Genomic DNA, 24,190 nt, shown 5'->3' on the forward strand with positions numbered 1-24,190 from the left:
GAGTTGAGGTGAATTCGTGCGCCTGTTCCCAAACATACGGAAGATCCAGTCTGCTCCATGAACCTTCCCCCCACGAAGTCCCCCGACACCCAGCCGATTCGTCTCAGAAGGCATACATGGTGAGTGTGCAACCGCCTCCCAATGGCCGTGAACTTTCCCTGGCGCGTGTGCTGTTGCTGCCCGCCACACTGATGGCCGCGGCGACCGCCGCCGCCGTCGTCCTGGTGGCGGAGTCCGCCCGGATCGCCGTCGGCATATGCGGTGCCGTCGGCACGCTGCTGGTGCTCGCGACGGCGGCGGAAGCGGCACGGCGCGGCCGCATGCTCCAGGACGCCCGGGGCGAGCACCACCGTCACAGTGCGTATCTGGAACGGCGCCTCCTCGCCCATGAGCAGGAGATCGAACGCCTCGCCAAGGAGGTGTTCCCGACCGCGCTCTACCGGCTGAAGGCCGGCGAGTCGCCCAAAGAGGTGATCCGCCAGGTCTTCGACCTCGACCCCCACCTGCGCCACGCCCCCGAGCCGCAGCGCCTGCTGATCCGCACCATGCTCGACATCGTCGACGAGCAAGACCTCCAGCGGGACTCCCTGGAGCGCTCGTTCGTCAGCGTCGCCCGCCGTGTCCAGGCCATCGTCCACCAGCAGGCACACGAACTGCGGGAGATGGAGGAGGACCACGGCCGCAACCCCGAGGTCTTCGACGACCTGCTGCGCATCGACCACGGCACCGCGCTGATCGGACGCCTCGCCGACTCGGTCTCCGTCCTCGGCGGCGGCCGGCCGGGGCGCCAGTGGCCCAACCCCGTCGCCCTCTACAGCGTGCTGCGCGGCGCCATGTCCCGGATCCTGGAGTACCGGCGCATCGAACTGCACTCCATCTGCCAGGTCAACATCAAGGGCACCTCGGTCGAGCCGATCATCCACGCGGCCGCCGAACTCCTCGACAACGCCACCCGGTACTCGCCGCCCTCCACCAAGGTGCACGTCACCGCCGTCGAGGTGCAGTCCGGCGTGTGCATCGAGATCGAGGACGCCGGTGTCGTCCTCAACGAGGAAGCCCGCGGCCGCCTGGAGAGCCTGCTGGAGAAGGCCAAGCAGGGCAAGGACGTCCAGGTGCTCGGCGAGAACCCGCGCCTCGGCCTCTCCGTCGTCGGCCGCCTGTGCACCACGTACAACATGGACGTCTCGCTGCGCGCCTCGGCGTACGGCGGGGTCCGCGCCGTCCTCATCGTGCCCAGCGACATGATGACCACCGACCCCGCCCCCGGCATCGCCCACGGCATCGGCGCCACCGGCATCCCGAAGCCCGAGCTCGGCGCCCTCGAAGGCCCCAAGCGGCCGCCCAAGCGGCGCCGCCCCACCAGCCCCCGCATCCCTGCCGGGATCTCCATGGAGGACGACGTCCCCGTGGTCACCGAATGGACCGCGGGCGGCCTGCCGCAGCGGCGCAGCCGGATGAAGACGCCGCTCAGCCAGCGGCTCGCCGAACAGGCCGCCATCGAGCGCGCCGAACGCGAGGGCAACCCGACCGTCTGGTCGCAGCACAAGGAACCCGAGCCCCCGAAGCCGGAACGCCGCGAACCCGGACTGTGGGTCGAGGCCTTCTGGGAGGGGCTCAAGAAGAACAACCCCGGTGTCCACCCCACCGACTTCACCCGGAACCCGACCAAGTACCTGCACCTGATCAACGACCCGGCCGGCCCCGAGGCCGACGACGAGGGGGACCTCAAGTGATCCAGCAGCGAGGCAACTTCGACTGGATGCTCAAGCAACTCGCCGACGGAGTGCCGGGCGTCGAGATGATCGTCGTGCTCTCCGCCGACGGACTGCGCATCGCCCGGCACGGCGGCGACCCCGACGCGGCCGACCGGCTCGCCGCGGCCTGCGCGGGCGTGCAGAGCCTGGCCAGTGCCGTCGCCCAGGAACTGCCCATCAGCAACGGCGACATGAACCTCGTCCTCATCGAGATCGACAGAGGTTACTTCTACCTCATGTCCGCCGGCGCCAACGCCTACCTCGCGGTGCTCGCCGACGTGACCTGCGAACCGGGCCGGATGAGCGAGATGATGCGCGACCTCGTCGTCCGCATCGGCGCCCACCTCACCAGCCCGCCCCGGCGCAACGGGCAGACCGTATGACTCCTCCGCAACGCAAACGGCGCCTGCCCGACCCGGAACACGTCCCGCCACCGAGCCCGTCCCTGCCGCCGGCCCCCGAGAGCGGCGGCGAGGACGGCGACAACAAGAACCCCGAGCGGCTCTACGTCATCAGCGGCGCCGACGGCGCACGGGCCGAACTCGACCTGGTCACCTTGATCGTGGCCCGCGCCGACCCTCCGCCCTCCGTCACGCCCGAGCAGGCGGTGCTGCTCAGGCTCTGTCTCGCGCCCCTGTCCGTGGCCGAGCTCTCGGCCTACCTCAACCTGCCGTTCAGTGCCATGACGGCACTGATCACGGAGCTGATCGCGGCCGAACTGGTGCAGGCGCGCGCGCCCATCGTCCGCCAGGCGCTCCCCGACCGTTCACTTCTCGAAGCGGTGATGCATGGACTTCAAAGGCTCTGAGTTGATCCCCGGCCCCCGCACCGAGGACCACCTGCCGCACACCGCCCAGGCCGCGGTGAAGATCGTGATCGTGGGCGGCTTCGGAGTCGGCAAGACCACCATGGTCGGTTCCGTCAGCGAGATCAGACCGCTGACCACCGAGGAGACCATGACCCAGGCCGGCATCGGGGTCGACGACAACTACGGCTCCGAATCCAAGACCGCCACCACCGTGGCCATGGACTTCGGCCGGATCAGCATCACCGACCAGCTGGTGCTCTACCTCTTCGGCACCCCCGGCCAGGAACGCTTCTGGTTCCTGTGGAACGGGCTGTTCGAGGGCGCCCTCGGTGCGGTCGTCCTCATCGACACCCGGCGCCTGGAGGTCAGCTTCGACGTCATGGGCCGCCTGGAGGAGCGCGGAGTGCCCTTCGTCGTCGCCGTCAACTCCTTCCCGGACGCGCCCCGTTACCCCATCGACGAACTGCGCACGGCACTGGACCTGCCCCCCGAGATCCCCATCGTCGACTGCGACGCCCGCCGCCGGGCCTCCAGCCGGGACGTCCTCATGACGCTGATGCGCTTCCTGCACTCGCTCGCCATGTCCGGCGCGCTCACCTGACACCTCTTCCGGAGCGATCACTGTGACGCCAGAATCCCCCCGACCCGCCGCCCCCGGCACGGACCCGGCGCCGCCGCCCGGCTGCCCGGCGCACGACCGCGGCCAGGCCCACGACCGTGGCCCCGGCGGACTGCAGCGGCTCTTCGGCGCCGACGCGGACCACCTGGGCGAACTCTACGAGAAGCTGCGGCAGGAACACGGCGCGGTGGCACCCGTGCTCCTCCACGACGACGTGCCGATCTGGGTGGTCCTCGGACTCACCGAGAACCTCCAGATGGTCCGCACCCCCGCCGTCTTCACCCGGGACAGCCGCATCTGGACCCCGCTGCGGGAGGGCATGGTCAAGCCCGACCACCCCCTGATGCCGCACATCGCCTGGCAGCCCATCTGCTCACACGCCGAGGGCGACGAACACCAGCGCCTGCGTGCGGCGGTCCAGGGCGCCATGACCACCATCGACCACCGCAGCATCCGCCGCCTCATCGGCCGCTACACCCAGCTGCTGGTCAACGAGTTCTGCGAGAAGGGCCGCGCCGAGCTGGTCTCCCAGTACTCCGAGCACCTGCCGATGGCGGTCATGTGCGAACTGCTCGGCATGCCCGAGGAGTACAACGACCGGATCGTGGAGGCCGCCCGCGACATGCTCAAGGGCACCGAGACCGCGATCGCCAGCAACGAGTACGTCATGGGCTGCCTGACCCGGCTCACCGCCCGCCGCCGGGCCCGCCCGGAGGAGGACTTCACCAGCCACCTCATCAACCACCCGGCCCGGCTCAACGACGACGAGGTCGCCCAGCACCTGCGGGTCGTCCTCATCGCCGCCTACGAGACCACCGCCAACCTCATCGCCAACGCGCTGCGCATGGTCCTCACCGAGCCCGGCTTCCGGGCCCAGCTCAACGGCGGCCAGATGACGGTGCCCGAGGCGATCGAGCAGTCCCTGTGGGACGAGCCCCCCTTCAGCACGGTCTTCGCCTACTTCGCCAAGCAGGACACGGAACTCGGCGGCCAGCGCATCCGCAAGGGCGACGGGCTCCTCTACGCGCCCGCGCCGGGCAACGTCGACCCACGCGTCCGCCCCGACCTCAGCGCCAACATGCAGGGCAACCGCTCCCACCTCGCCTTCGGCGGCGGTCCCCACGAATGCCCCGGCCAGGACATCGGCCGTGCCATCGCCGACGTCGGGGTCGACCAGCTGCTGACCCGCCTCTCGGACATCCAGCTCGACTGCGACGAGGAGGATCTGCGCTGGCGGGCGTCGATCGCGTCCCGGCACCTGGTGGAACTGCCGGTGCGCTTCGACCCGAAGCCGAAGCAGGACGTGACCCTCATGCCGAGCCCGGCCCTGGTGCCGCCGCAGCGCACCGACTGGCAGCTCGGCACCGCCCGGCCGGCCGCGTCCCCGGCGCCGATCGCCCCGGAGCCGGTCGCGCCCCCGGTGGCACCCCCGGCCGCGGGCGCGCCGGAGCCGGCGCCCGAGCCGCGCGGCATCTGGCCGCGGCTGCGCCGCTGGTGGCTGGGCCGCTAGGGACTCCGGTACCGGGAGTCAGCCGACCTGGCGGCCGGTCCAGTCCTGGTACGACTCCCAGGCGGCCAGCCTCCGTCCGCTGCACAGCCGATGCGCCACCCCCGTGACCGGGTCGGTGAACTCCAGCCTCCGCGCCAGCAGTTGCAGCGGACGGCGGAAGTCACCGTCCGGCACTGGGCCGGTGACGACCGGGTACAGCGGATCGCCGAGGATCGGCACGCCCAAGCCGTTCATGTGGACCCTCAGCTGATGGGTCTGCCCGGTGTGCGGGGTGAGCCGGTACCGGCCCACCTCTCCCCTGTGCTCGACGAGTTCCACCAGGGTCTCGGCATTGACCGGCCCGTCGACCTCTTGGGCCGCGAGCACCCCGCGGTGCTTGACGATCCGGCTCCGTACGGTCCGGGGCAGGGCCAGCGAGGGATCGTACGGCGCGATGGCCTCGTACTCCTTGCGTACCCGCCGCTCCCTGAACAACGACTGGTAGGCGCCCCGGTCCCCGGGCCGCACGACGAACATCACCAGCCCGGCGGTGAGCCGGTCCAGCCGATGGGCCGCTCCCAGCTCGGGAATCCCCAGCTCCCGCCGCAGCCGGGCGAGCGCGGTCTCCGTGACGTGACGGCCACGCGGCGTGGTGGCGAGGAAGTGCGGTTTGTCGACGACGACGAGGTGCTCGTCGCGGTGGACGACGTCGAGGGCGAACGGGACGGGGACCTCGGGGGGCAGGTCGCGGTGGAACCAGAGGTGGAGACCGGGCGTGTAGGGGGTCCGGGCGCCGACGGGGCGTCCGTCGACGCCCACGACCAGCCCCGACTCCAGCATGCCGGCGACGAGGCCGGGGGCGGCGCCGGAGAGGCGCTCGATCAGGTAGTCACCGACCGTGGCCCACTCCTCGGACCGCGGCAGCCGCACCCGAACGGCGTCGACCCCGTGCCGCTGGGGGAGGGGGGAAGGCGGGGCAGCGGTCTTACGTCTCATTTGCACCAAGGGTACGGGTGGGGCACCCCGTCGGGGGCACGGGGCCGCGCGGCCGGTCCCGTGCCCCCGCACCCGGGCGAACTACGCCACCGCCTCCGGCACGGCGACCGCAGGTCGCGACTCCGCCCGCGCGAGCCGCCAGGCCCCGCCCACCACCACGGTCCCGGTCAGGAACAGCACGGTGAACCACCGGAAGTACCAGTGCCCCCCGGCCGGGTCGTACACCGCGCCCCGGGGCCACGCCAGGTTCACCGCCATCGCCAGCCCCCACACCAGCGCCACCGCGTTCACCGGCACCCCCCACCGTCCCAGCGAGAACAACGGCGCCCCGGTCTCGTCCGCCCCCTCGGCCCGGAACTCCCCGCGCAGCCGCCGTACCAGCAGCGGTCCGGTGACCATCGCGTACGCGAGGTACAGCAGCACGATGCACGTCGTCCCGATCGCGAGGAACGCGTCCGGCGAGGCGAAGTTGAGCAGCAGCAGTACGGCGGCCAGCACCCCCACCACGACGGCCGGTGCCCCCGGCATGCCGGTACGGGGATTCACCCGGGCCAGCCGCGAGGCGAACGGGAGCTGCCCGTCCCGGGCCATGGAGAACAGCATCCGGGAGGCCGCGGTCTGGATCGCCAGCGTCGCCACCGCGATCGCCACCACCACGTCGGCCAGCAGCACCCGCCCGACACCGTCCCCGAGGCTGCTGGTCAGGACGTAGCTCAGCCCGTCGACGCCCAGGTGCCCGTCGGTCAGGCTGGGCGCGGCCAGCAGGCCGCCGAGGATGACCAGGCCGCCGAGCAGGCCCGCGGCGGACAGCGCGGTGAGGATCGTCCGCGGCGCCGTCCGCCGCGGCTGGTGCGTCTCCTCGCTCATCTCGCCGGCGCTGTCGAACCCGATCATCACGTAGGCGGCCGTGAACGAACCGACCAGCAACGCGCCGAGCAGACCGCCCTCGGCGGCCGTCCCGGTGTGGAAGGTGATGCCGGGGGAGCGCCGGGAGTGGGTGAGCAGCAGGACGACGATCAGCACCGCGCCGATGATCTCGGCGGTCACCCCGACCCGGTTGATCACGGACATCACCCGGTTGTCCAGGATGTTCACCAGGGTGGTCAGCACCAGCAGGACGACGCCCAGGACGGCCGCGTTGGCGGCGCCGTCGGGTGAGGTCGGCGTGGGGTCGGTGCCGATCACCTGGAAGCCCGACCAGAGCGCGGGCAGCACCATCTGCAGGGCGAGCGCGGCCGCCGCGACCACCACGATCTGTCCGATCACCATGATCCAGCCGGCGAACCAGCCGAAGGACGGGTTCGACAGGCGTGAGGACCACTGGTAGATCGCACCGGAGAGGGGATAGCGCCCGGCGAGCTCGGCGAAGCAGGCGGCCACCAGCAGCTGGCCGACCAGGACGGCGGGCCAGGCCCAGAAGAAGACCGGGCCGCCGAAGGCGTACCCGAAGGCGAAGAACTGGAAGACGGTCGTCAGTACGGAGATGAAGGAGAACCCGGCGGCGAAGGAGGCGTACCTGCCGAGGCTGCGGTGCAGTTCCTGGCGGTAGCCGAACTCCTCCAGGGAGTGGTCGGCGGTCGTTTTCAGTGAGCGGTCGTCGGTCGTCGTCACGGCGGTACCTGCCTGTCAGGCGGACTTCCTGTCGAGCGACAGAAATTAGGGACGAGCTGTTTCGACCGCGTCACACCGGCGTGTCCGGGGCGGGCCCAAGTCCTCACGCCCTTGCGCGGGCCGCCCGAACGCGATACATCGTGTGTGTTGACGGGCTGTGGAAGTCGCGATATGTTCGGTGACGGATATTCGGAGCACGGATATTTCGCGCACGGACATTCCGTACGCGGGTCCGGTGGCGAGAAAGGGGAGGCGAGGGTCCATGGCCGCCAAGCGCCGCAAGCTGTCCAATCCCCTGGCACTCGCCGTGATGGTGCTGCTCGTCGAGCGGCCCATGCACCCGTACGAGATCGCCCAGACCCTGCGCAGTCGCGGCAAGGACGCCAGCCTGAAGATCAACTACGGCTCGCTCTACACCGTGGTGCAGAACCTGGAGAGACACGGCTTCGTCGAGGTGACGGACGTGGAGCGGCAGGGCAACCGCCCTGAGCGCACGCTCTACGGCATCACCGACGCGGGGCGCGCGGAGACGGTCGAGTGGCTCTCGGACCTGGTCGCCGTGCCGGTCAAGGAGTACCCCGTGTTCGAGGCGGCGCTGTCGCTGCTGGGGGCGCTTCCACCCGACGAGGTGGCCCGGCTGCTCGAGGAGCGGCTGAAAGTCCTCGACGTGCAGGCCGCGAGCGCGCGCGGGGGCCTCGACAAACTGCGTGAGACCCTGCCCCGGCTCTTCGTGATCGAGGCCGAGTACCAGGTGCACATGGTGGAGGCGGAGGCCGAGTGGGTGCGCGGCTTCCTGGTGGAGCTGACGGAGGGCAGCTTCCCGGGCGTCGTCGACTGGCGGCACTTCCACGAGACGGGGGAGATCCCCGACGAATACCTCAGGCTGGAGGCCGAATTCGAGCAGAAGCCGAACTGACGGGGCAGACCCCGGCTGAGCTGTTGCAGCAGCCCGGCCGGGGTCTCGAACCCCGAACCGAACCCGCCGTGCGGCGGCTCCGGGCCATCGAGGTGCGGCACACCCAGGATAGCCCGGTGCTCATCGTGCGGATCACTCGTGAAGTCCCACGAATCCTCAGGAGAGCAGTCGACATGAGCACCCGTGCGCCCGCAGTGCAGGCGCGCCAGTTGATCAAGACCTACCCCGGCGACGTCACCGCCCTGAACGGCCTGGACGTCACCGTCGAACCCGGCACCGTCTTCGGGCTCCTCGGACCCAACGGCGCAGGCAAGTCCACCACCGTCAAGATCCTCACCACCCTGGCCCGCCCCGACTCGGGCACCGCCACCGTGGCCGGCCACGACGTGCTGCGCCACCCCGACCGGGTGCGCCGCGCGATCGGTGTGGTCGCCCAGAACTCCGGTGCCGACCCGGTCGCCACCGGCCGGGAGAACCTGGCTCTCCAGGGCCGGCTCTACGGCCTGCGCGGCGCTGCCCTCGACCGCCGGGTCGACGAACTGCTGGCCCGCTTCAGCCTCACGGAGGCCGCCGGCCGCCCGGTCAAGGGCTACTCCGGAGGCATGCGGCGCCGCCTCGACGTGGCCCTCGGCCTGGTCCACCGCCCCGAGGTGCTCTTCCTCGACGAGCCCACCACCGGCCTCGACCCGGAGGCCCGCACCGCGATGTGGGACGAGATCGGCCGGCTGGCCGGTGAGGAGGGCCTGACGATCCTGCTCACCACGCACTATCTGGAGGAGGCCGACCGGCTCGCCGAGCGGATCGCGATCGTCGACCGCGGCCGGGTCGTGGTCGAGGGCACCCCCGACTCCCTCAAGGGCGAACTGCGGGGCGACGCCGTGCACGTGGAACTGCGCGAGGCGCCCGGGGAGGCGGGCCGTACCCTGCTCGCGACCGCGCTGACCGGTCTTCCGGGCGTGCATGAGGCGCTGTTCGACGGACGCCGGATCAGCGCGCGCGCCGACGACGGGGCCGCCGCCGTGCCCGCGCTGCTCGTCGTGCTGGAGCGGGCCGGGGTGACCGTGGTGGCCGCGACGGTCGCCCGGCCGTCTCTCGACGACGTCTATCTGCGCTACGCGGGCCGCCGGTACGCGGAGGCCGACGGCGCCTTCGGCGCGCTCGCCACGACCGGAGGTGCCCGATGAGCAACGCCGTCTCCCAGACCTGGTACATGGCGCAGCGCCAGCTGCTGGTCTTCGCCCGCCAGCCCGCGTACGCGGTCATCACCCTGATCCAGCCCGTGATCTGGCTGTTTCTGTTCGGCAACCTCTTCAAGAAGGTCGTCGAGCTGGGCGGCTTCGGCACCACCTCCTACCTCGACTACCTGGTGCCGGGCGTGGTGGTGATGAGCGCCCTCAGCTCCAACATGTGGGCCGGGATGGGGACGTTGGAGGAGATCCAGCGCGGCACCCTGAACCGCTTCCTGACCACCCCGGTCAGCAGGGCCGCGCTGATGAACGGCAACGTGGTGAACAACGGCCTGGTCACCGCCGGCCAGTCATTGATCATCGTGCTGCTCGGGCTGCTGGGCGGCGCCGACTACCCGGGCGGGGTCGCGGGCATCGTGGTCCTGGTGGTGGCCGCCGTCCTGCTCGGCACCGTTTTCGGCGCGCTGTCCAACGCGCTCGGCATGCTGGTGCGGGAGCGGGAGTCGATCATCGGGATCAACACCTTTTTGCTTCTCCCGCTGACCTTCCTGTCCAGCGCCTTCATGGCGCCGTCCCAGATGCCCGGCTGGATACGGCACATAGCCGACTTCAACCCGCTCGACTGGGCCATGGTGGCCGGCCGTTCGGCGATGTCGGCGGACCCGGACTGGGGTGCGGTGCTCGGCCGGGGCGGGGCGCTGCTGGCGCTCGCGGTCGCGGCGGTGTGGCTGTCGGTCAGGACGTTCAGGTCCTACCAGCGGTCCGTGTGACGGTGTTCCGTGTGACGGTGTCCGGTGGGGCGCGCCGCCCGGCTTCCGGGTGGCGCGCCCCACCGAACCCGGGGACCGTGGGTTCCTGCTCAGGCCGCGGCCGCGCCGCCCTCCTGCTCCGCCTCGATACGGGCGTTCCAGTCACGCTTGGAGGCCTGCCAGCCGTCCTCGTTGTGGCCGAGGCGCCAGTAGCCGGAGATCGACAGGTCGTCGCGCGGGATCTGGTGCTCGACCCTCAGCAGGGCCCGCAGTTCCTTCACGAAGCCGGCCTCGCCGTGGACGAAGGCGTGCACCCGGCCCTCCGGGAACTCCAGCGCGCGTACGGCCGCGACCAGGGCCTCACCGACCGGCCGCTCGCCCCGGTGCAGCCAGACGACCTCCACCTCCGAGTCGATCTTCTGCTCCTCCTCGGGACCGGACACCTCGACGAAGGCGAAGGCGCGGGCGCCGGCGGGCAGGGACTCCAGGGAGCGGGCGATCGCCGGCAGCGCGCTCTCGTCACCGGCCAGCAGATGCCAGTCGGCGTCCGCGGCGGGGGCGTAGGCGCCGCCGGGGCCCATGAAGCGCACGGTCTCGCCGGGCTGTACCCGGCAGGCCCAGGGCCCGGCCAGGCCCTCGTCGCCGTGCACGACGAAGTCCAGGGTCAGTTCCCGGAGTTCGGGATTCCAGGAGCGCACCGTGTAGGTACGGGTGACCGGCCACTGCTCCCGCGGGTACTGTGCACGGATCTGCTCCAGGTCGAAGGGGTCCGGGTAGGTGACGCCCTCAGGTCCGAAGAGGAGTTTCACGTAGTGGTCGGTGCAGGTGTCCGCGGCGAAGCCGGCCAGCCCCTCGCCGCCGAGAACCACGCGCTGCATGTGCGGGGTCAGTCGCTCGGTACGCACGACCTGGGCGGATTGCGGCTTACGCGGCTTACGTCCCGGGCGCTCTGCCATGACCGGCCTCCTGCTCCAATGGTTAGGTTTACCTAAGTTAGCATCTCTTTCCTGACGGACACCGCTTCCATGAACACGAGGGGCACGTGTTTTACCGGTGTTTTGCCGGGAAAATTCTCCACCTCACGCTTCCAGTGTCGTCAGCAGGCGATTCAGTGAACCGCCCAGTCCCCAGCGGGTCGACAGGGTGGTCAACTGCCCCGGGTCGCGTGGGGCCTTCGGCAGTGTGATGTCGACCTCCGGCAACGGGACGTCACCGGCGACCCGGACCACCTTCGGTGCCACCGCGACATAGGGCCGCGCCTCGTCCAGCCGCCTGCGCTGCGACGGCGTGAGCTTCGCCTTCGGATCGTCGACCGCCGCCATGATCCCGGCCAGGTCGCCGAACTCGGCGATCAGCTTGGCCGCGGTCTTCTCGCCGATGCCCGGCACGCCCGGCAGACCGTCGCTCGGGTCGCCGCGCAGCAGCGCCAGATCCGCGTACCCCGGTCCGTCCACCCCATACTTCTCACGCAGCCATGCCTCGTCGGTGGTCTGCAGGGTGCCGACACCCTTGAGCGGGTACAGCACGCGCACCTCCCGCTCGTCGTCCACCAGCTGGTAGAGGTCGCGGTCGCCGGTGACGATGTCGACCGGACCGTCGGCGCGTGCCGTGAACGTGCCGATCACGTCGTCCGCCTCGTAGCCGGCGACGCCGACCCGGGCGATGCCGAGCGCGTCCAGCACCTCCTCGATGACCGGAACCTGAGGGGAGAGCGTGTCCGGGACCTCTTCCTCGTCCGGGCCGGACTCGTGCTCCTCGGCGACCCGGTGCGCCTTGTAGGAGGGGATCAGGTCCACCCGCCACTGCGGCCGCCAGTCGGCGTCCATGCAGGCCACCAGCAGGTCCGGGCGGTGGTCCCTGACCAGCCGGTCGATGAAGTCCAGTAGCCCGCGCACGGCGTTCACCGGGGTGCCGTCGGGCGCCCTCACGGAGTCCGGGACGCCGAAGTAGGCGCGGAAGTACAGCGAGGCGGTGTCGAGAAGCATCAGTCGTGCGGTCACGCCACGCATCATGCCGTACCCCGCCGACACCACCGGGACGCGTCGGCCGACCCGCGCCCGCGTCCGCCTCCACGCCCGCGCCCGCGTCCGCCTCCACGCCCGCGCCCGCGTCCGCCTCCGCGCCCGCGCCCGCCTCCGCGCCAGCCTCCGCGTCCGCGTCCGCCTCCGCGCCAGCCTCCGCCTCCGCCTCCGCCTCCGCGCCAGCCTCCGCGCCCGCGTCCGCCTCCGCCTCCGCGCCCGCGCCCGCCTCCGCGCCCGTGTCAGTGCCCGCGTCCACGCCCGAGTCCGCGAAAAGGATCCGGCCAACCACGCAGCGCTACAGCACTGCCCAGGCCTCGGCCTGCGCGGCCGGCGCCGGGAACATCGCCGACCGCTCCCGCATTGAACCTCAGGGGTGTCCCCGCGGCCGTGCCGGTCGTCCGGCCCGCCCGCCACCGGCCGCAGCGGACCCCTCGCGGCTCGTCCGGCCGGGCCGGCCGCCGGTCCCGACGGGCGTCCGCCCCTCCTGGTCAGCGTGTTCGCCCCGCCGGGGCGGGCCACGTCCGGCGCGTCCCGGGGGACCGCGGGCACTGGCGCGAACTGTGAGGGTGGTACCGAACGGACGTGACAGGGATGTGGCGCCCGCCTGAAACGGTTTGCCGAACATGCGTAGGGTGCAGAGAACCCCTCAGGAGGGGCCGGCCGAAGCCGGGTGACCCGGAACCGGAAGACGGACGACGAGCGAAGGAGGGAGCCGGAGCGATGGGCGACCACAAGGACCAGCAGCCCGTGCGGGTGGGCGCGGCAGTCCGGCGGCGCCGCCGTGCGCTGGAGCTCACCCTCGCCGTCGTGGCCGAGCGCAGCGGCCTGTCGGTGCCCTTCCTGAGCCAGATCGAGAACGACAGGGCCCGGCCCAGCCGCACCTCCCTGGAGAAGGTCGCCGACGCCCTGCGCACCACGGCCGTCGAACTCCTCGCCGCAGCCGACCCGGCGTGCAGCGTGGACCTCGTGCGCGCCGACGCCGCCGAGCCGGACTTCGCCCCCAGGGTGCGTTCGCTGGTCCGCGGCCACCATCAGCTGCACGCCTCCGAGTTCACCGGCGACCACGACGCCGGCCGTGAATTCCAGCACCGCAACGACGAGTTGATGTACGTCGCCGACGGCGCGGTGGAGATCGAGGCAGAGGGCCGCGCCTACCGCCTCGGCCGCGGTGACACCCTCTACCTCACCGGCGGAGTCCGCCACCGGTGGCGCGCCACGGTCCCCGACACCAGGGTCATCGTCGTCGCGGTGGCGGAGCACATCGAGGCGGTCCAGGATCGCTCGCGCTGACGTTCCCCGAACGGTCTGCCTGGTCCCCTCCCTCACCGAGGCGATCGCCGAGACCGACCGGCGGGTGCTCGTCGGTGCCACCGACTGGTGCACCCACCCGGCCGACCTCGACGTCCGCCGGGTCGGCGGCACCAAGAACCCCGCCCTCGACCGCGTCCTGGCCCTCGCCCCCGACCTGGTGATCGCCAACGAGGAGGAGAACCGCGCCCCCGACCTGGACGCCCTGCGCGCCGCCGGCGTGGAGGTACTGGTCACCAGGGTGCGCGACGTACCGGAGGCCTTCCGGGAGCTGCCCCGGGTCCTGGCCGCGTGCGGCGTGAGCGACCGTCCCCGCTGGCTGGACGAGGCGGAGGCGGCCTGGGCCGGGCCGCCGCCCGCCGGACCGGCCACGACGACCGCGGTCGTGCCGATCTGGCGGCGCCCGTGGATGGTCCTCGGCCGGGACACCTTCGCCGGTGACGTGCTGGCACGGCTGGGCGTACGGAACCTCTTCGCGGCCCACCCCGAGCGATACCCGCGCGTGCCGGTCCCCGACCTGGTCGCGACCTCCCCGGACCTGGTCGTCCTCCCCGACGAGCCCTACCGCTTCACCGCCGGCGACGGGCCGGAGGCCTTCGGCGGGCTGCCCTGCGCGCTGGTCAGCGGTCGGCACCTGACGTGGTACGGCCCGTCACTGGCGACGGCGCCACGGGTGCTGGACGAGGCCCTGCGAGGAGCTCGCCGCTGAGCAGCCCGCGCACGGTGCCGCAGGCGGCCGCGAGCCAGCCGGCGACGAGGACGCCGTACAGACCCGCCGCGAGCCAGTCGTACACGGCGAGCCCGGTGTGCCGGCCCAGGCCGGCGGCGCCGGTGACACACGTGCCCACCGGGAAGGTGAAGGCCCACCACGTCATGGCGAACCGCATGCCCCGCCGCCGGGCCCGCACCAGATGGGTGACGGCGAGTGCCAGCCACAGCAGCGCGAACCCCATGACGGGCACGCCGTACACCACCGCGAGCACGCCGAAGCCGGTGGCGACGGGGGCGGGTACGACTCCGGGCGCGAGGTCCGCGAAGGCGCCGACCGCGGTGGTCGACTGCCCGAGCGGGCCCAGCACCAGGAAGAGCGCCGGGGTGAGTGGGAGGGGCAGTGGACCGCCGGTCACCAGCCGGGCGAAGACGAGGGACAGCATCAGCAGCGTGGCCAGCAGACTCAGCCCGAACAGCGCGAAGCAGCCGTAGAGCAGGGTCGCGCGCGGCTGTCCGGGCGGCAGGTACGGGACCAGCCGGGGCCCCACCGCCGCCGACACCATCGGTGCCACCAGCGGCAGCAGCCAGACCGGCGAGGCCTGCGCCGGTTCGACCCGATGCCGTACGGCCATGAGGTACGGCACGGCGACGGCCGCCGCGAGCCCGACCGCCGTACCGGCGACGAACAGCACGCAGTCCAGTGCGACGGCGGCCGGCTCCCCGATCCAGTCCCGGCCCAGGGCGAGGGCACCGCCGCCGACGGCGAGCAGGGCCATGGACAGGCAGCCGTAGAACGGGGCCGTGGCGGGGTCCTGGAGATGGGCGCGTGCCTGGTCGCGGTGGCGGGTCCAGTGCAGGGCACGGGCGGCCAGCAGGACCGCCAGCTGCAGCAGGGACAACGCCCAGATGCCGACGAACAGCGCACGCGAGCCGCCGGTGGTGAGCGTGCCGCCGCCGACGGCGAGGGCGGCGGTGCCCATCACGGAGGCGTACCAGTGGGGGCCCAGATGGCGGACTGCGGTGACCATGGGACCACGCTCCCGCCGACCCGGGCCCACCACCAGGGACCCCGTCCCTATGAGGACATAAGCTGGTCTTATGAGCGAGACGCAGGAGCGGACGGGCGGCGGCACGCTGGCGCACCGGGTGCCGGACCTCGGCGCGCTGGAGCTGCTGCTGGCGGTGGCGCGGCTGGGCAGCCTGGGGGCGGCGGCGCGGGAGGTCGGCATCAGCCAGCCCGCTGCCAGCAGCCGGATCCGCTCCATGGAACGGCAGCTGGGCGTGGCCCTCGTCGACCGCTCACCGCGCGGCTCCCGGCTCACGGACGCGGGAGCGCTGGTGACCGACTGGGCGCGCCGGGTGGTGGAGGCGGCCGAGGCGTTCGACGCGGGGGCGCAGGCGCTGCGGGACCGCCGGGACTCACGGCTGCGGGTCGCGGCGAGCATGACGATCGCCGAGTACCTGCTGCCGGGCTGGCTGCTCGCGCTGCGCGCCCAGCGTCCCGACACGGCGGTGTCCCTGCTCGCGGGCAACTCGGCGGCGGTCGCGGAGCGGCTGCTCGCGGGCGAGGCGGACCTCGGGTTCGTGGAGGGGCTGACGGTCCCGCAGGGTCTGGACTCGACGGTGATAGCCCACGACCGTCTGATCGTCGTGGTCGCCCCCGCCCATCCCTGGGCCCGCCGCCGGCGCCCGCTGGCCGCGGCGGACCTGGCGGCGACCCCGCTGATCCTCCGCGAACGCGGTTCCGGCACCCGGCAGGTCCTCGACGCGGCCCTGGGCGGCCTGGCCCGCCCGCTGATCGAGCTGTCCTCGACGACGGCGGTGAAGGCGTCGGCGGTCAGCGGCGCGGGCCCGGCCGTCCTGAGCGAACTCGCGGTGGGCGAGGAACTGGCGATGCGGCGGCTGCTGGGCATCCCGGTGGAGGGAGTGGCGCTGCGCCGCGACCTGCGGGCGGTATGGCCGACGGGCCACCGCCCGACGGGCCCCGCACGAGAACTGCTCTCCCTCACCCGCAGCTGACCACGCCGGCCCGGCACCCGCCGCGGAAGTGCCGGCCCGCGCCGCCCGGTCTGCCCAGCCTGCGCCCGTTTCAGCGTGCGCAGGGGGACGGTGTTGGGCCGGCTCAGGTCGCGGCGGTGACCAGGGCCCGCATCACGCGCAGGTCCTCGCCCATCTCCGGATGCCACTGCACCCCGAGGACCCAGCCCCGTCCGCCGGGCAGCTCGATCGCCTCGGTCGTGCCGTCGTCCGACGCGTGGGCCGAGGCCACCAGGCCCGCCCCGAGGCGGTCCACCGCCTGGTGGTGGAAGGTGGGGACCGAGGTCTCCTCCGGGACGGCCGCGGCGTACAGCGTGCCGGGAACCGGCTTGACCGGGTGCCGGCCGAAGACGCCGGGTGTCTGGGCGTGGCCGTCGATGTGCTGGACGAGGGTGCCGCCCAGGGCGACGTTCAGGAGCTGCATGCCCCGGCAGATCCCGAGGAGCGGGATCCGCGCCGCCAGGGCCGCGTCGATCAGGGCCAGTTCCCAGGCGTCCCGGGGGCGGTCGGGGCGGCCGGTGCGGGGGCCGGGCTCGGCACCGTAGCGGACCGGTTCGACGTCCGGGCCGCCCGCGATCACCAGGCCGTCCAGCCGGGCCACCGCCGCCGCCGCGTGTTCGGGGGCGTCCGGGGGCAGCATCGCCGCCAGCCCGCCCGCCCGCTGGACCAGGCGCGGATAGCCGGCCGGCAGCAGGGCCGCCTCCAGCTCCCAGACGCCCCAGCGCGCGCCGGCCTCCAGATATGTGCTCACGCCGATCAGCGGCCGTCCGGACATGGGCCCCTCCCCAGTCGTAAAGGTTTACGAGTGCACCTTTATGTGCACACCTTTATGACATGCCGGCCGGGCCTCACGCCAGGAAGCCCCGCAGCAGCGCCGCCGTCCCCGCGCAGTGCTCCCGCATCATCTCCCGGGCGCCGTCGGCGTCCCCGTCCAGTACCGCCTCCACGAGGGCGATGTGCTGGCGCTGCGAGTGCTCCAGGTTGCGGACCAGCAGCGGGATGCAGTCCAGCAGGTCGTTGACGGTCGCCCGGACCGCCGCGTACTGGGCGGTCAGGGAGGGCGAGCCGCACAGCTCGGCGATCGTCAGGTGCAGCAGCGTGTCCAGGCGGCGGTAGTCCCCGAGGGGCGCCTCATGGGTACGGGCCAGGGCCTCCCGGAGGCGGTGCGCCTGGTCGGCGGGCAGGCCGTGCGACGCGCACAGCCCGGCCGCGCCCACCTCGAGCACCTCGCGGAACCGCAGCACGTCCTCGATGTCGACCTCGGCGACCCGGCGCCGCAGTTCGTCCTCGCCGCCCGCGTCCGCGCGCGGCAGCACGAACGTGCCGCCGTACCGCCCCCGCCGGGACTCCACCAGGCCCTGGTCCTGGAGCACCTTCAGCACCTCGCGCAGCGTCACCCGGCTGATGCCGAGGCGCTCCGCCAGCTCCCGCTCGGCGGGCAGCCGTTCGCCGCCCGGGACCAGTCCGAGACGGACGACCTGGAGGATCTGCTCCAGCGCCTCCTCGAAGCCGTTGCCCGCCCGTACCGGCCGCAGCACCGGAGTCAACGGGTCGTCGAAGGCGCCGTCCGCGTCCGGCGACATAGGGCCGTACCCCCTTCCCAAGCAATGGTTGGCACCCATACCTTAGAGCTCCCGGACCGGCCGCAGCAGTGCAGCACCGTCGTGACAGACGCCGAAGGAGCACCCCCCGTGGCAGACCGCACACCCCCGCTGAGCGTCGAGGAACTGCACACCCTCGTCGTGGGCGGTGAGATCGACACTGTCGTCCTGGCCTTCCCCGACATGCAAGGGCGACTGCAGGGAAAGCGGTTCGCCGCCCGGTTCTTCCTCGACGAGGTCCTCCACCACGGCACCGAGGGCTGCAACTACCTCCTCGCCGTCGACACCGAGATGAACACCGTCGACGGCTACGCCATGTCCTCCTGGGACCGCGGCTACGGCGACTTCGCCATGCACCCGGATCTCGCCACCCTCCGCCGCGTGCCCTGGAACGCGGGCACCGCGATGCTCGTCGCCGACCTCGCCTGGAACGACGGCTCCCCGGTCGCCGCCGCGCCCCGCCAGATCCTCCGCCGCCAGCTGGAACGCCTCGCCGAACTCGGCTACACCGCACAGGTCGGTACGGAGCTGGAGTTCATCGTGTTCAAGGACACCTACGAGGCCGCCTGGGACGCGAACTACCGCGGGCTGACCCCGGCCAACCAGTACAACATCGACTACTCGGTGCTGGGGACCGGCAGGATCGAGCCCCTGCTGCGCCGCATCCGCAACGAGATGGCGGGGGCCGGGCTGACCGTCGAGTCCGCCAAGGGCGAGTGCAACCCCGGCCAGCACGAGATCGCCTTCCGCTACGACGAGGCCCTGGTCACCTGCGACCAGCACGCCATCTACAAGACCGGCGCCAAGGAGATCGCCGCCCAGGAGGGCGTCTCCCTCACCTTCATGGCCAAGTACAACGAGCGTGAGGGCAACTCCTGCCACATCCACCTGTCGCTGACGGACGCGGACGGCCGCAACGTGTTCGCCGACGGGCAGGGCATGTCCCAGGTGATGCGGCACTTCCTCGCCGGACAGCTGGCCGCCCTCCGCGACTTCTCACTTCTCTACGCCCCCAACATCAACAGCTACAAGCGGTTCCAGCCGGGCTCCTTCGCCCCGACGGCGGTCGCCTGGGGCCACGACAACCGCACCTGCGCCCTCAGGGTGGTCGGCCACGGCCGCTCACTGCGCTTCGAGAACCGGCTGCCCGGCGGCGACGTAAACCCGCACCTCGCCGTCGCGGGACTGGTCGCGGCCGGGCTCCACGGCATCGAGCAGGAACTCGAACTCCCCGAGCCCTGCCCCGGCAACGCCTACGCCGCCGACTTCGCCCACGTCCCCACCACCCTCCGCGAGGCCGCCGAACTCTGGGAGAACAGCCCCGTCGCCAAGGCCGCCTTCGGCGACGAGGTCGTCGCGCACTACCGCAACATGGCCCGCGTCGAACTGGAGGCCTTCGACGCCGCGGTGACCGACTGGGAGCTGCGCCGCTCCTTCGAACGCATGTGAGGCACCACTTGTCGCAACCGTACGCATCCTCGCAACAGTACGAACTCGACGTCCTCAACCCGGCCACCGAGGAGGTGATCGCCACCGTCCCGGGAGCCGGGGCGGAGGACATCGACACCGCCGTACGGCGGGCCGCGCGGGCCCAGGAGCGCTGGGCCGCGCTCGCCCCCGGCGAACGGGCCCGGCTGCTGCGCCGGTTCGCCGCCGTGGTGGACGAACACCGCGAGGAACTGGCCCGGCTGGAGGTCCGGGAGGCCGGCCACACCCTCGGCAACGCCCGCTGGGAGGCCGGCAACGTCCGTGACCTGCTCGACTACGCGGCCGGGGGAGTGGAACGGCTGACCGGACGGCAGATCCCGGTCGCGGGCGGCCTCGACGTCACGCTGCTCGAACCCCTGGGGGTCGTCGGCGTCATCGCCCCCTGGAACTTCCCCATGCCCATCGCGGCCTGGGGCACCGCCCCGGCCCTCGCTGCCGGCAACGCGGTGCTCCTCAAGCCCGCCGAGACCACTCCGCTCACCGCCCTCCGCCTCGCCGAACTCGCCCTGGCGGCAGGGCTCCCGGAAGACCTCTTCCAGGTGCTCCCCGGCCGCGGCGACATCGCGGGCGAGGCCCTGGTCCGCCACCCCGGCGTCGCCAAGATCGTGTTCACCGGTTCCACCCGGGTCGGCAGGCGCATCATGGCGCTCTGCGCCGACCAGGTGAAGCGCGTCACCCTCGAACTCGGCGGCAAGAGCCCCAACATCGTCTTCGCCGACGCCGACATCGAGGCCGCCGCGGCCGCCGCCCCGATGTCCTTCCTGGACAATTCCGGGCAGGACTGCTGCGCCCGCACCCGCATCCTCGTCCAACGGTCCGTCCACGACCGCTTCCTGGCCCTGCTCGCCCCCGCGATCGAGTCCGTCACCGTGGGCGACCCGGCGGACGAGGGGACCGACATGGGCCCGCTGATCTCCAAGGCCCAGTTGGAACGCGTCCGTTCCTACGTCGACGCGGACGCGCCGGGCATCCGGGGCAAGACCCCCGAGGGCCCCGGCTTCTGGTTCCCGCCGACCGTCCTCACCGGCGTCGACCCGCACGCGCGGGTGGCCGTCGAGGAGGTCTTCGGACCGGTCGCCGTCGTCATCCCGTTCGACGACGAGGCCGACGCGATCCGGCTCGCCAACGACACCGAGTACGGCCTCTCCGGATCGATCTGGACCCGGGACGTGGGCCGCGCGCTGCGCGTCTCGGCAGCCGTCAAGGCCGGCAACCTGTCCGTCAACTCCCACTCCAGCGTCCGCTACTGGACCCCCTTCGGCGGCTTCAAGCAGTCGGGGATCGGCCGCGAACTCGGCCCGGACGCGCTCACCGCCTTCACCGAGACCAAGAACGTCTTCATCAGCACGGAGGGCCCCGCACAGTGACCGCATCCACCGAAGAGATCGTCTGCCGCCGGCTCGTCGGCCGTACCGCCGTCATCACCGGCGCAGGCAGCGGCATCGGCCTCGCCACCGCCCGGCGGCTGGCCTCCGAGGGCGCCCACGTCGTCTGCGGCGACGTCGACGAGACCCGCGGCAAGGCCGCGGCCGAGGAGGTCGGCGGAACCTTCGTGAAGGTCGACGTCACCGACCCCGAACAGGTCGAGACCCTGTTCCGGACGGCCTACGAGACGTACGGCAGCGTCGACATCGCCTTCAACAACGCCGGGATCTCACCACCCGACGACGACTCCATCCTGGAGACCGGGCTGGAGGCCTGGAAGCGCGTCCAGGAGGTCAACCTCACCTCCGTCTACCTCTGCTGCAAGGCCGCCATCCCCTACATGCGGCGGCAGGGCAAGGGCTCCATCATCAACACGGCGTCCTTCGTGGCCCGGATGGGCGCGGCCACCTCGCAGATCTCGTACACCGCCTCCAAGGGCGGGGTGCTGGCCATGTCCCGTGAACTGGGCGTGCAGTTCGCCCGCGAGGGCATCCGCGTCAACGCCCTGTGCCCCGGACCGGTCAACACCCCGCTGCTGCAGGAGCTGTTCGCCAAGGACCCCGAGCGGGCCGCCCGCCGGCTGGTGCACATCCCCGTGGGCCGGTTCGCCGAGGCCGAGGAGATCGCCGCCGCCGTCGCCTTCCTGGCCAGCGACGACTCCTCGTTCGTCAACGCCAGCGACTTCCTGGTGGACGGCGGGATCTCCGGGGCGTACGTCACGCCCCTCTAGGCGTCCGGGGCCGGGCCGGGCCGGGTGCGGGCCGCCCGGCCCCAAGGTCAGAGGAAGGTGTGGCCCTCGCCCCGGTACGTCGGTACGGTCGCCGTCACCCGGTCGCCCTCGACCAGCTGCAACGCGGCGAACCGCTCGCACAGCTCGCCCGCCTTGGCATGCCGGAACCACACCTTGTCGCCGATCAGGAGATCGTCCGCCGCGGCGCCCAGCAACGGGGTCTGCACCTCGCCGGGGCCCTCCTGCGGGTCGTACGACAGTCCCTCCGGCAGGTACGGCACCGGGAGCCGGTCGCGGCCGGCGACGCCCGAGGCCGGGTAGCCGCCGCCGAGCACGGTGACCACGCCGACCCCGGGCCGCCGCACCACCGGCATGGCGAACAGTGCGGCCGGACGGCCGGTGAACGACGTGTAGTTGTCGAAGAGGCGCGGCACGTACAGGCCGGAGCCCGCCGCGATCTCGGTGACCGCCTCCTCCGCCGCCGTGGACTGCACGCTGCCCGTGCCGCCGCCGTTGACGAACTCCAGGTCAGGAGCGACGGCCCGGACCGCCCGCACCACCGCGGCGCGCCGCTCCGCCAGCTCGCGGCGGGCGGTGGCCTGCATCAGCCGCACCGCGCGGGAGCGCAGCGGCCGGCCGGCGACGGAGTCGCCGACCCCGGCGATGTGCCCCTCGTACCCCATGATCCCCACCAGCTTGAAGCCCGGCCTGCGGGCCACGACCCGTGCGAGGTCGGCCAGTTGGGCGGGGGAGTGCAGCGGCGAGCGGCGGGCCCCGATCCGTACCCGGCCGCCCAGCAGCTTCAGCGAGGTGTCCAACTCGAGGCAGACCCGCACGACTTCGGTGCCGCCGTCGCGGGCCGCGTCGATCAGGTCGAGCTGGGCGGTGTCGTCGATCATCACCGTCACGGCGGCGGCGAGCTTGGGGTCGGCGGCCAGCTCGGCGAACCCGGTCCGGTCGGCGGACGGGTAGGCGAGGAGGACGTCGTCGAAGCCGGACCGCGCGAGCCACAGGGACTCCGCGAGCGTGAAGGACATGATCCCGGCGAACCCGTCCTTGGCCAGCACCCGTTCCAGCAGGTGCCGGCAGCGCACGGACTTGCTGGCCACCCGTACCGGCTTGCCGCCGGCCCGGCGCAGGATGTCGTCCGCGTTGGCGTCGAAGGCTTCCAGGTCGACGATCGCGAGAGGGGCGTCGAGGTGGGCGGTGGCCCGGTCGTAACGGGCCCGGTCGGCGGCGCGCGCAGTCATGAACGAAGCCTGCCAGACAGGATTACCGCAGGGTAGGGGGACGATCCGGGCAGATGCCGCGGGGGCGTGGACTGGTTCCCGTTCGCGCTCGTCCAACCCGTAGAGTGACGCGCACGTACGGCGGAACCGGCCTGGTCGCCCGACCCGCGCCGGGATGCGGATCCGCGGGCAGGGGTAGGTGTGCCCGGAGCGGACTCTCCACGCCGGGGAGCGGGACGGCCCGTACGAGAAGGTGGCCCGGGTGCGAGGAAACGGGGGGCGCATGAGCAGGGAAGCGCAGCACGCCCCGATCCCACGACACCCTTCGCCCGGGGAACCCACGCCCGCCGCCGAAGGCGACGGAGGGCGGGGGGACGGGCCGGGTTTCTTCGAGCGCCCCGACCAGGTGAATGGGTCGCGCCGGTCCGACGTATTCACCGGCGGTGCCGAGCGGACCGGGCAGGACCAGCTGCCGGGTCGGCCCGGCGGACAGCAGAGTCGTGACGACCGGACGAGTCGGGGGGGTGCGGTGGGACAGGGCGAGCAGGGCGCGGGGGACCGGCCGGCCGACGGCGCGGCCACCGCCGAACGCATCACTCGCCCCCGCTACCCCAACCTCCGCCCACCCCGCCCCACGCCCCGCACGGACGACGCCCGGGGTGTGCCTGATGACCGTGGGGCGCCGAGGGAGCCTTCGGGGCGGGAGGCCGGCCGAAACGTGCCGTCCTCGTCCTTCGGGACCGAGGGTGACCGTGGCGTGCGTTCGACGCCCTCCGGTCGCGCAACCGATGCCCGCGGAGCCGTACCGCCGGCGCCGGGCGGCCGGGAGGCGGGACGTGACGTGCCGTCCGGGCCCGCCGGGCGGGACGCCGGGAGGGGTGCGCGGTCCGAGTCCGGTGGGCGGGGTGCGCCGTTCCGGTTGTCCTACGGGGCGCCGCCGTCCCGCGACGCGCGACCGTCGTCCGGTGAGGCGGCCCGAGGCTCCACAGGCGCGACCGGGGCCGCGCGGGCCGAGCGGCCCCGCAGTGACCTCCCGACCACCTTGGGTGCGCCGGTGTCGGGCAGCGCCTGGAGCCCCCACATGCGGACGTTCCCGGTGCCTACGGCCCCGCCCCGCCCCACCACACCCCCGAAGACCACACCCCCGCCGCCCCGCACGGCGCAGCCCCCGACGAGCGCCACCCCATCCCGCCCGTCCGAGCCTCCGGCGACCGGTGGTGCGTCGCGTTCCGCGGGCGCCCCGGCGCGGCCGACGCCCCCTCCGGTTTCCGGCTCGACCCCGGCACCGGGGACCCCGCCCCGCCCGTCCGAGCCTCCGGCGACCGGTGGTGCGTCGCGTTCCGCGGGCGCCCCGGCGCGGCCGACGCCCCCTCCGGTTTCCGGCTCGACCCCGGCACCGGGGACCCCGCCCCGGCCGTCCGAGCCTCCGGCGACCGGTGGTGCGTCGCGTTCCGCGGGCGCCCCGGCGCGGCCGACGCCCCCTCCGGTTTCCGGCTCGACCCCGGCACCGG

At 72.7% G+C, this 24,190-nt stretch carries 22 protein-coding genes and 1 pseudogene; 14 read left to right on the forward strand and 9 right to left on the reverse strand.

Annotated features, from left to right (window positions below; genetic code table 11):
- Positions 1-116: 116 nt before the first annotated feature.
- The 5 genes from ACZ3KP_RS20130 to ACZ3KP_RS20150 are packed head-to-tail and all read left to right on the forward strand — an operon-like array spanning position 117 to position 4,691.
- A complete protein-coding gene (locus tag ACZ3KP_RS20130; RefSeq protein ID WP_467501102.1) occupies positions 117-1,733 on the forward strand; it encodes a sensor histidine kinase in 1,617 nt (538 codons plus the stop codon).
- Positions 1,730-2,137, forward strand: a complete 408-nt coding sequence (locus tag ACZ3KP_RS20135) for a roadblock/LC7 domain-containing protein (RefSeq protein ID WP_089103096.1) — start codon at positions 1,730-1,732, stop codon at positions 2,135-2,137. The genes ACZ3KP_RS20130 and ACZ3KP_RS20135 overlap by 4 nt, the downstream gene beginning before the upstream one ends.
- The gene (locus tag ACZ3KP_RS20140; RefSeq protein WP_467501103.1) at positions 2,134-2,562 is read left to right on the forward strand and encodes a DUF742 domain-containing protein; all 429 of its coding nucleotides are present in this window, start codon (positions 2,134-2,136) and stop codon (positions 2,560-2,562) included. Before ACZ3KP_RS20135 ends, ACZ3KP_RS20140 begins: the two co-directional genes overlap by 4 nt.
- On the forward strand, positions 2,543-3,163 hold the full coding sequence (locus ACZ3KP_RS20145) for a GTP-binding protein (RefSeq protein ID WP_467501104.1): 621 nt from the start codon (positions 2,543-2,545) through the stop codon (positions 3,161-3,163). Before ACZ3KP_RS20140 ends, ACZ3KP_RS20145 begins: the two co-directional genes overlap by 20 nt.
- Positions 3,164-3,185: 22 nt before the next feature.
- Positions 3,186-4,691 (forward strand): cytochrome P450, encoded by a 1,506-nt coding sequence (locus tag ACZ3KP_RS20150; RefSeq protein ID WP_467501105.1) that lies wholly within the window; start codon positions 3,186-3,188, stop codon positions 4,689-4,691.
- An 18-nt stretch (positions 4,692-4,709) separates the two neighbouring features.
- Here the strand turns inward: ACZ3KP_RS20150 and ACZ3KP_RS20155 are convergent, their stop codons facing one another.
- Positions 4,710-5,666 (reverse strand): RluA family pseudouridine synthase, encoded by a 957-nt coding sequence (locus tag ACZ3KP_RS20155; protein ID WP_467501106.1) that lies wholly within the window; start codon positions 5,664-5,666, stop codon positions 4,710-4,712.
- Positions 5,667-5,747: 81 nt separating this feature from the next.
- A complete protein-coding gene (locus ACZ3KP_RS20160; RefSeq protein ID WP_467501107.1) occupies positions 5,748-7,277 on the reverse strand; it encodes an amino acid permease in 1,530 nt (509 codons plus the stop codon).
- 262 nt (positions 7,278-7,539) lie between these two features.
- Between ACZ3KP_RS20160 and ACZ3KP_RS20165 the strand changes: the two genes are divergently transcribed.
- The 3 genes from ACZ3KP_RS20165 to ACZ3KP_RS20175 all read left to right on the forward strand — a co-directional run bounded on the left by ACZ3KP_RS20165 (position 7,540) and on the right by ACZ3KP_RS20175 (position 10,150).
- Positions 7,540-8,193, forward strand: coding sequence for a PadR family transcriptional regulator (locus ACZ3KP_RS20165; protein ID WP_467501108.1), 654 nt, complete (start codon positions 7,540-7,542; stop codon positions 8,191-8,193).
- A 173-nt stretch (positions 8,194-8,366) separates the two neighbouring features.
- Positions 8,367-9,377, forward strand: coding sequence for an ATP-binding cassette domain-containing protein (locus ACZ3KP_RS20170; protein WP_467501109.1), 1,011 nt, complete (start codon positions 8,367-8,369; stop codon positions 9,375-9,377).
- Complete coding sequence (locus ACZ3KP_RS20175; RefSeq protein ID WP_467501110.1) at positions 9,374-10,150, forward strand: ABC transporter permease; 777 nt, start codon at positions 9,374-9,376, stop codon at positions 10,148-10,150. Before ACZ3KP_RS20170 ends, ACZ3KP_RS20175 begins: the two co-directional genes overlap by 4 nt.
- Positions 10,151-10,239: 89 nt before the next feature.
- Here the strand turns inward: ACZ3KP_RS20175 and ACZ3KP_RS20180 are convergent, their stop codons facing one another.
- Together ACZ3KP_RS20180 and ACZ3KP_RS20185 are read right to left on the reverse strand one after the other, a co-directional pair.
- On the reverse strand, positions 10,240-11,085 hold the full coding sequence (locus ACZ3KP_RS20180) for a siderophore-interacting protein (RefSeq protein ID WP_467501111.1): 846 nt from the start codon (positions 11,083-11,085) through the stop codon (positions 10,240-10,242).
- A 123-nt stretch (positions 11,086-11,208) separates the two neighbouring features.
- The gene (locus ACZ3KP_RS20185) at positions 11,209-12,138 is read right to left on the reverse strand and encodes a 5'-3' exonuclease (protein ID WP_467501281.1); all 930 of its coding nucleotides are present in this window, start codon (positions 12,136-12,138) and stop codon (positions 11,209-11,211) included.
- A 732-nt stretch (positions 12,139-12,870) separates the two neighbouring features.
- Here ACZ3KP_RS20185 and ACZ3KP_RS20190 point away from each other — a divergent pair.
- Together ACZ3KP_RS20190 and ACZ3KP_RS20195 are read left to right on the forward strand one after the other, a co-directional pair.
- On the forward strand, positions 12,871-13,440 hold the full coding sequence (locus ACZ3KP_RS20190; RefSeq protein WP_358977625.1) for a helix-turn-helix domain-containing protein: 570 nt from the start codon (positions 12,871-12,873) through the stop codon (positions 13,438-13,440).
- The gene (locus ACZ3KP_RS20195) at positions 13,427-14,167 is read left to right on the forward strand and encodes a helical backbone metal receptor (RefSeq protein WP_467501282.1); all 741 of its coding nucleotides are present in this window, start codon (positions 13,427-13,429) and stop codon (positions 14,165-14,167) included. The genes ACZ3KP_RS20190 and ACZ3KP_RS20195 overlap by 14 nt, the downstream gene beginning before the upstream one ends.
- Here ACZ3KP_RS20195 and ACZ3KP_RS20200 read toward each other — a convergent pair.
- Positions 14,079-15,197, reverse strand: coding sequence for a TDT family transporter (locus ACZ3KP_RS20200; RefSeq protein WP_467501112.1), 1,119 nt, complete (start codon positions 15,195-15,197; stop codon positions 14,079-14,081). The genes ACZ3KP_RS20195 and ACZ3KP_RS20200 overlap by 89 nt on opposite strands.
- Positions 15,198-15,267: 70 nt before the next feature.
- Between ACZ3KP_RS20200 and ACZ3KP_RS20205 the strand changes: the two genes are divergently transcribed.
- Complete coding sequence (locus tag ACZ3KP_RS20205; protein ID WP_467501113.1) at positions 15,268-16,188, forward strand: LysR family transcriptional regulator; 921 nt, start codon at positions 15,268-15,270, stop codon at positions 16,186-16,188.
- Positions 16,189-16,291: 103 nt separating this feature from the next.
- On the opposite strand, the gene ACZ3KP_RS20210 is transcribed toward ACZ3KP_RS20205, so the two are convergent.
- On the reverse strand, positions 16,292-16,981 hold the full coding sequence (locus ACZ3KP_RS20210; protein WP_467501114.1) for a gamma-glutamyl-gamma-aminobutyrate hydrolase family protein: 690 nt from the start codon (positions 16,979-16,981) through the stop codon (positions 16,292-16,294).
- Positions 16,982-17,054: 73 nt separating this feature from the next.
- The gene (locus tag ACZ3KP_RS20215; protein WP_467501115.1) at positions 17,055-17,789 is read right to left on the reverse strand and encodes a FadR/GntR family transcriptional regulator; all 735 of its coding nucleotides are present in this window, start codon (positions 17,787-17,789) and stop codon (positions 17,055-17,057) included.
- A gap of 108 nt (positions 17,790-17,897) precedes the next feature.
- Here ACZ3KP_RS20215 and ACZ3KP_RS20220 point away from each other — a divergent pair, with 108 nt between their 5' ends.
- The 3 genes from ACZ3KP_RS20220 to ACZ3KP_RS20230 are packed head-to-tail and all read left to right on the forward strand — an operon-like array spanning position 17,898 to position 21,450.
- Positions 17,898-19,256 (forward strand): glutamine synthetase family protein, encoded by a 1,359-nt coding sequence (locus ACZ3KP_RS20220; protein ID WP_467501116.1) that lies wholly within the window; start codon positions 17,898-17,900, stop codon positions 19,254-19,256.
- A gap of 8 nt (positions 19,257-19,264) precedes the next feature.
- Complete coding sequence (locus ACZ3KP_RS20225) at positions 19,265-20,662, forward strand: aldehyde dehydrogenase family protein (protein ID WP_467501117.1); 1,398 nt, start codon at positions 19,265-19,267, stop codon at positions 20,660-20,662.
- On the forward strand, positions 20,659-21,450 hold the full coding sequence (locus tag ACZ3KP_RS20230; protein ID WP_358977638.1) for a 3-oxoacyl-ACP reductase: 792 nt from the start codon (positions 20,659-20,661) through the stop codon (positions 21,448-21,450). The genes ACZ3KP_RS20225 and ACZ3KP_RS20230 overlap by 4 nt, the downstream gene beginning before the upstream one ends.
- A 47-nt stretch (positions 21,451-21,497) precedes the next feature.
- Here the strand turns inward: ACZ3KP_RS20230 and ACZ3KP_RS20235 are convergent, their stop codons facing one another.
- Both ACZ3KP_RS20235 and ACZ3KP_RS20240 read right to left on the reverse strand, forming a co-directional pair.
- Positions 21,498-22,700, reverse strand: a complete 1,203-nt coding sequence (locus ACZ3KP_RS20235; RefSeq protein WP_467501118.1) for an amino acid deaminase/aldolase — start codon at positions 22,698-22,700, stop codon at positions 21,498-21,500.
- Positions 22,701-23,603: 903 nt separating this feature from the next.
- Positions 23,604-24,190 (reverse strand): annotated as a pseudogene (locus tag ACZ3KP_RS20240) (hypothetical protein); the annotation flags it as partial.

It is taken from the genome of Streptomyces sp. NPDC020958, from assembly GCF_055562175.1.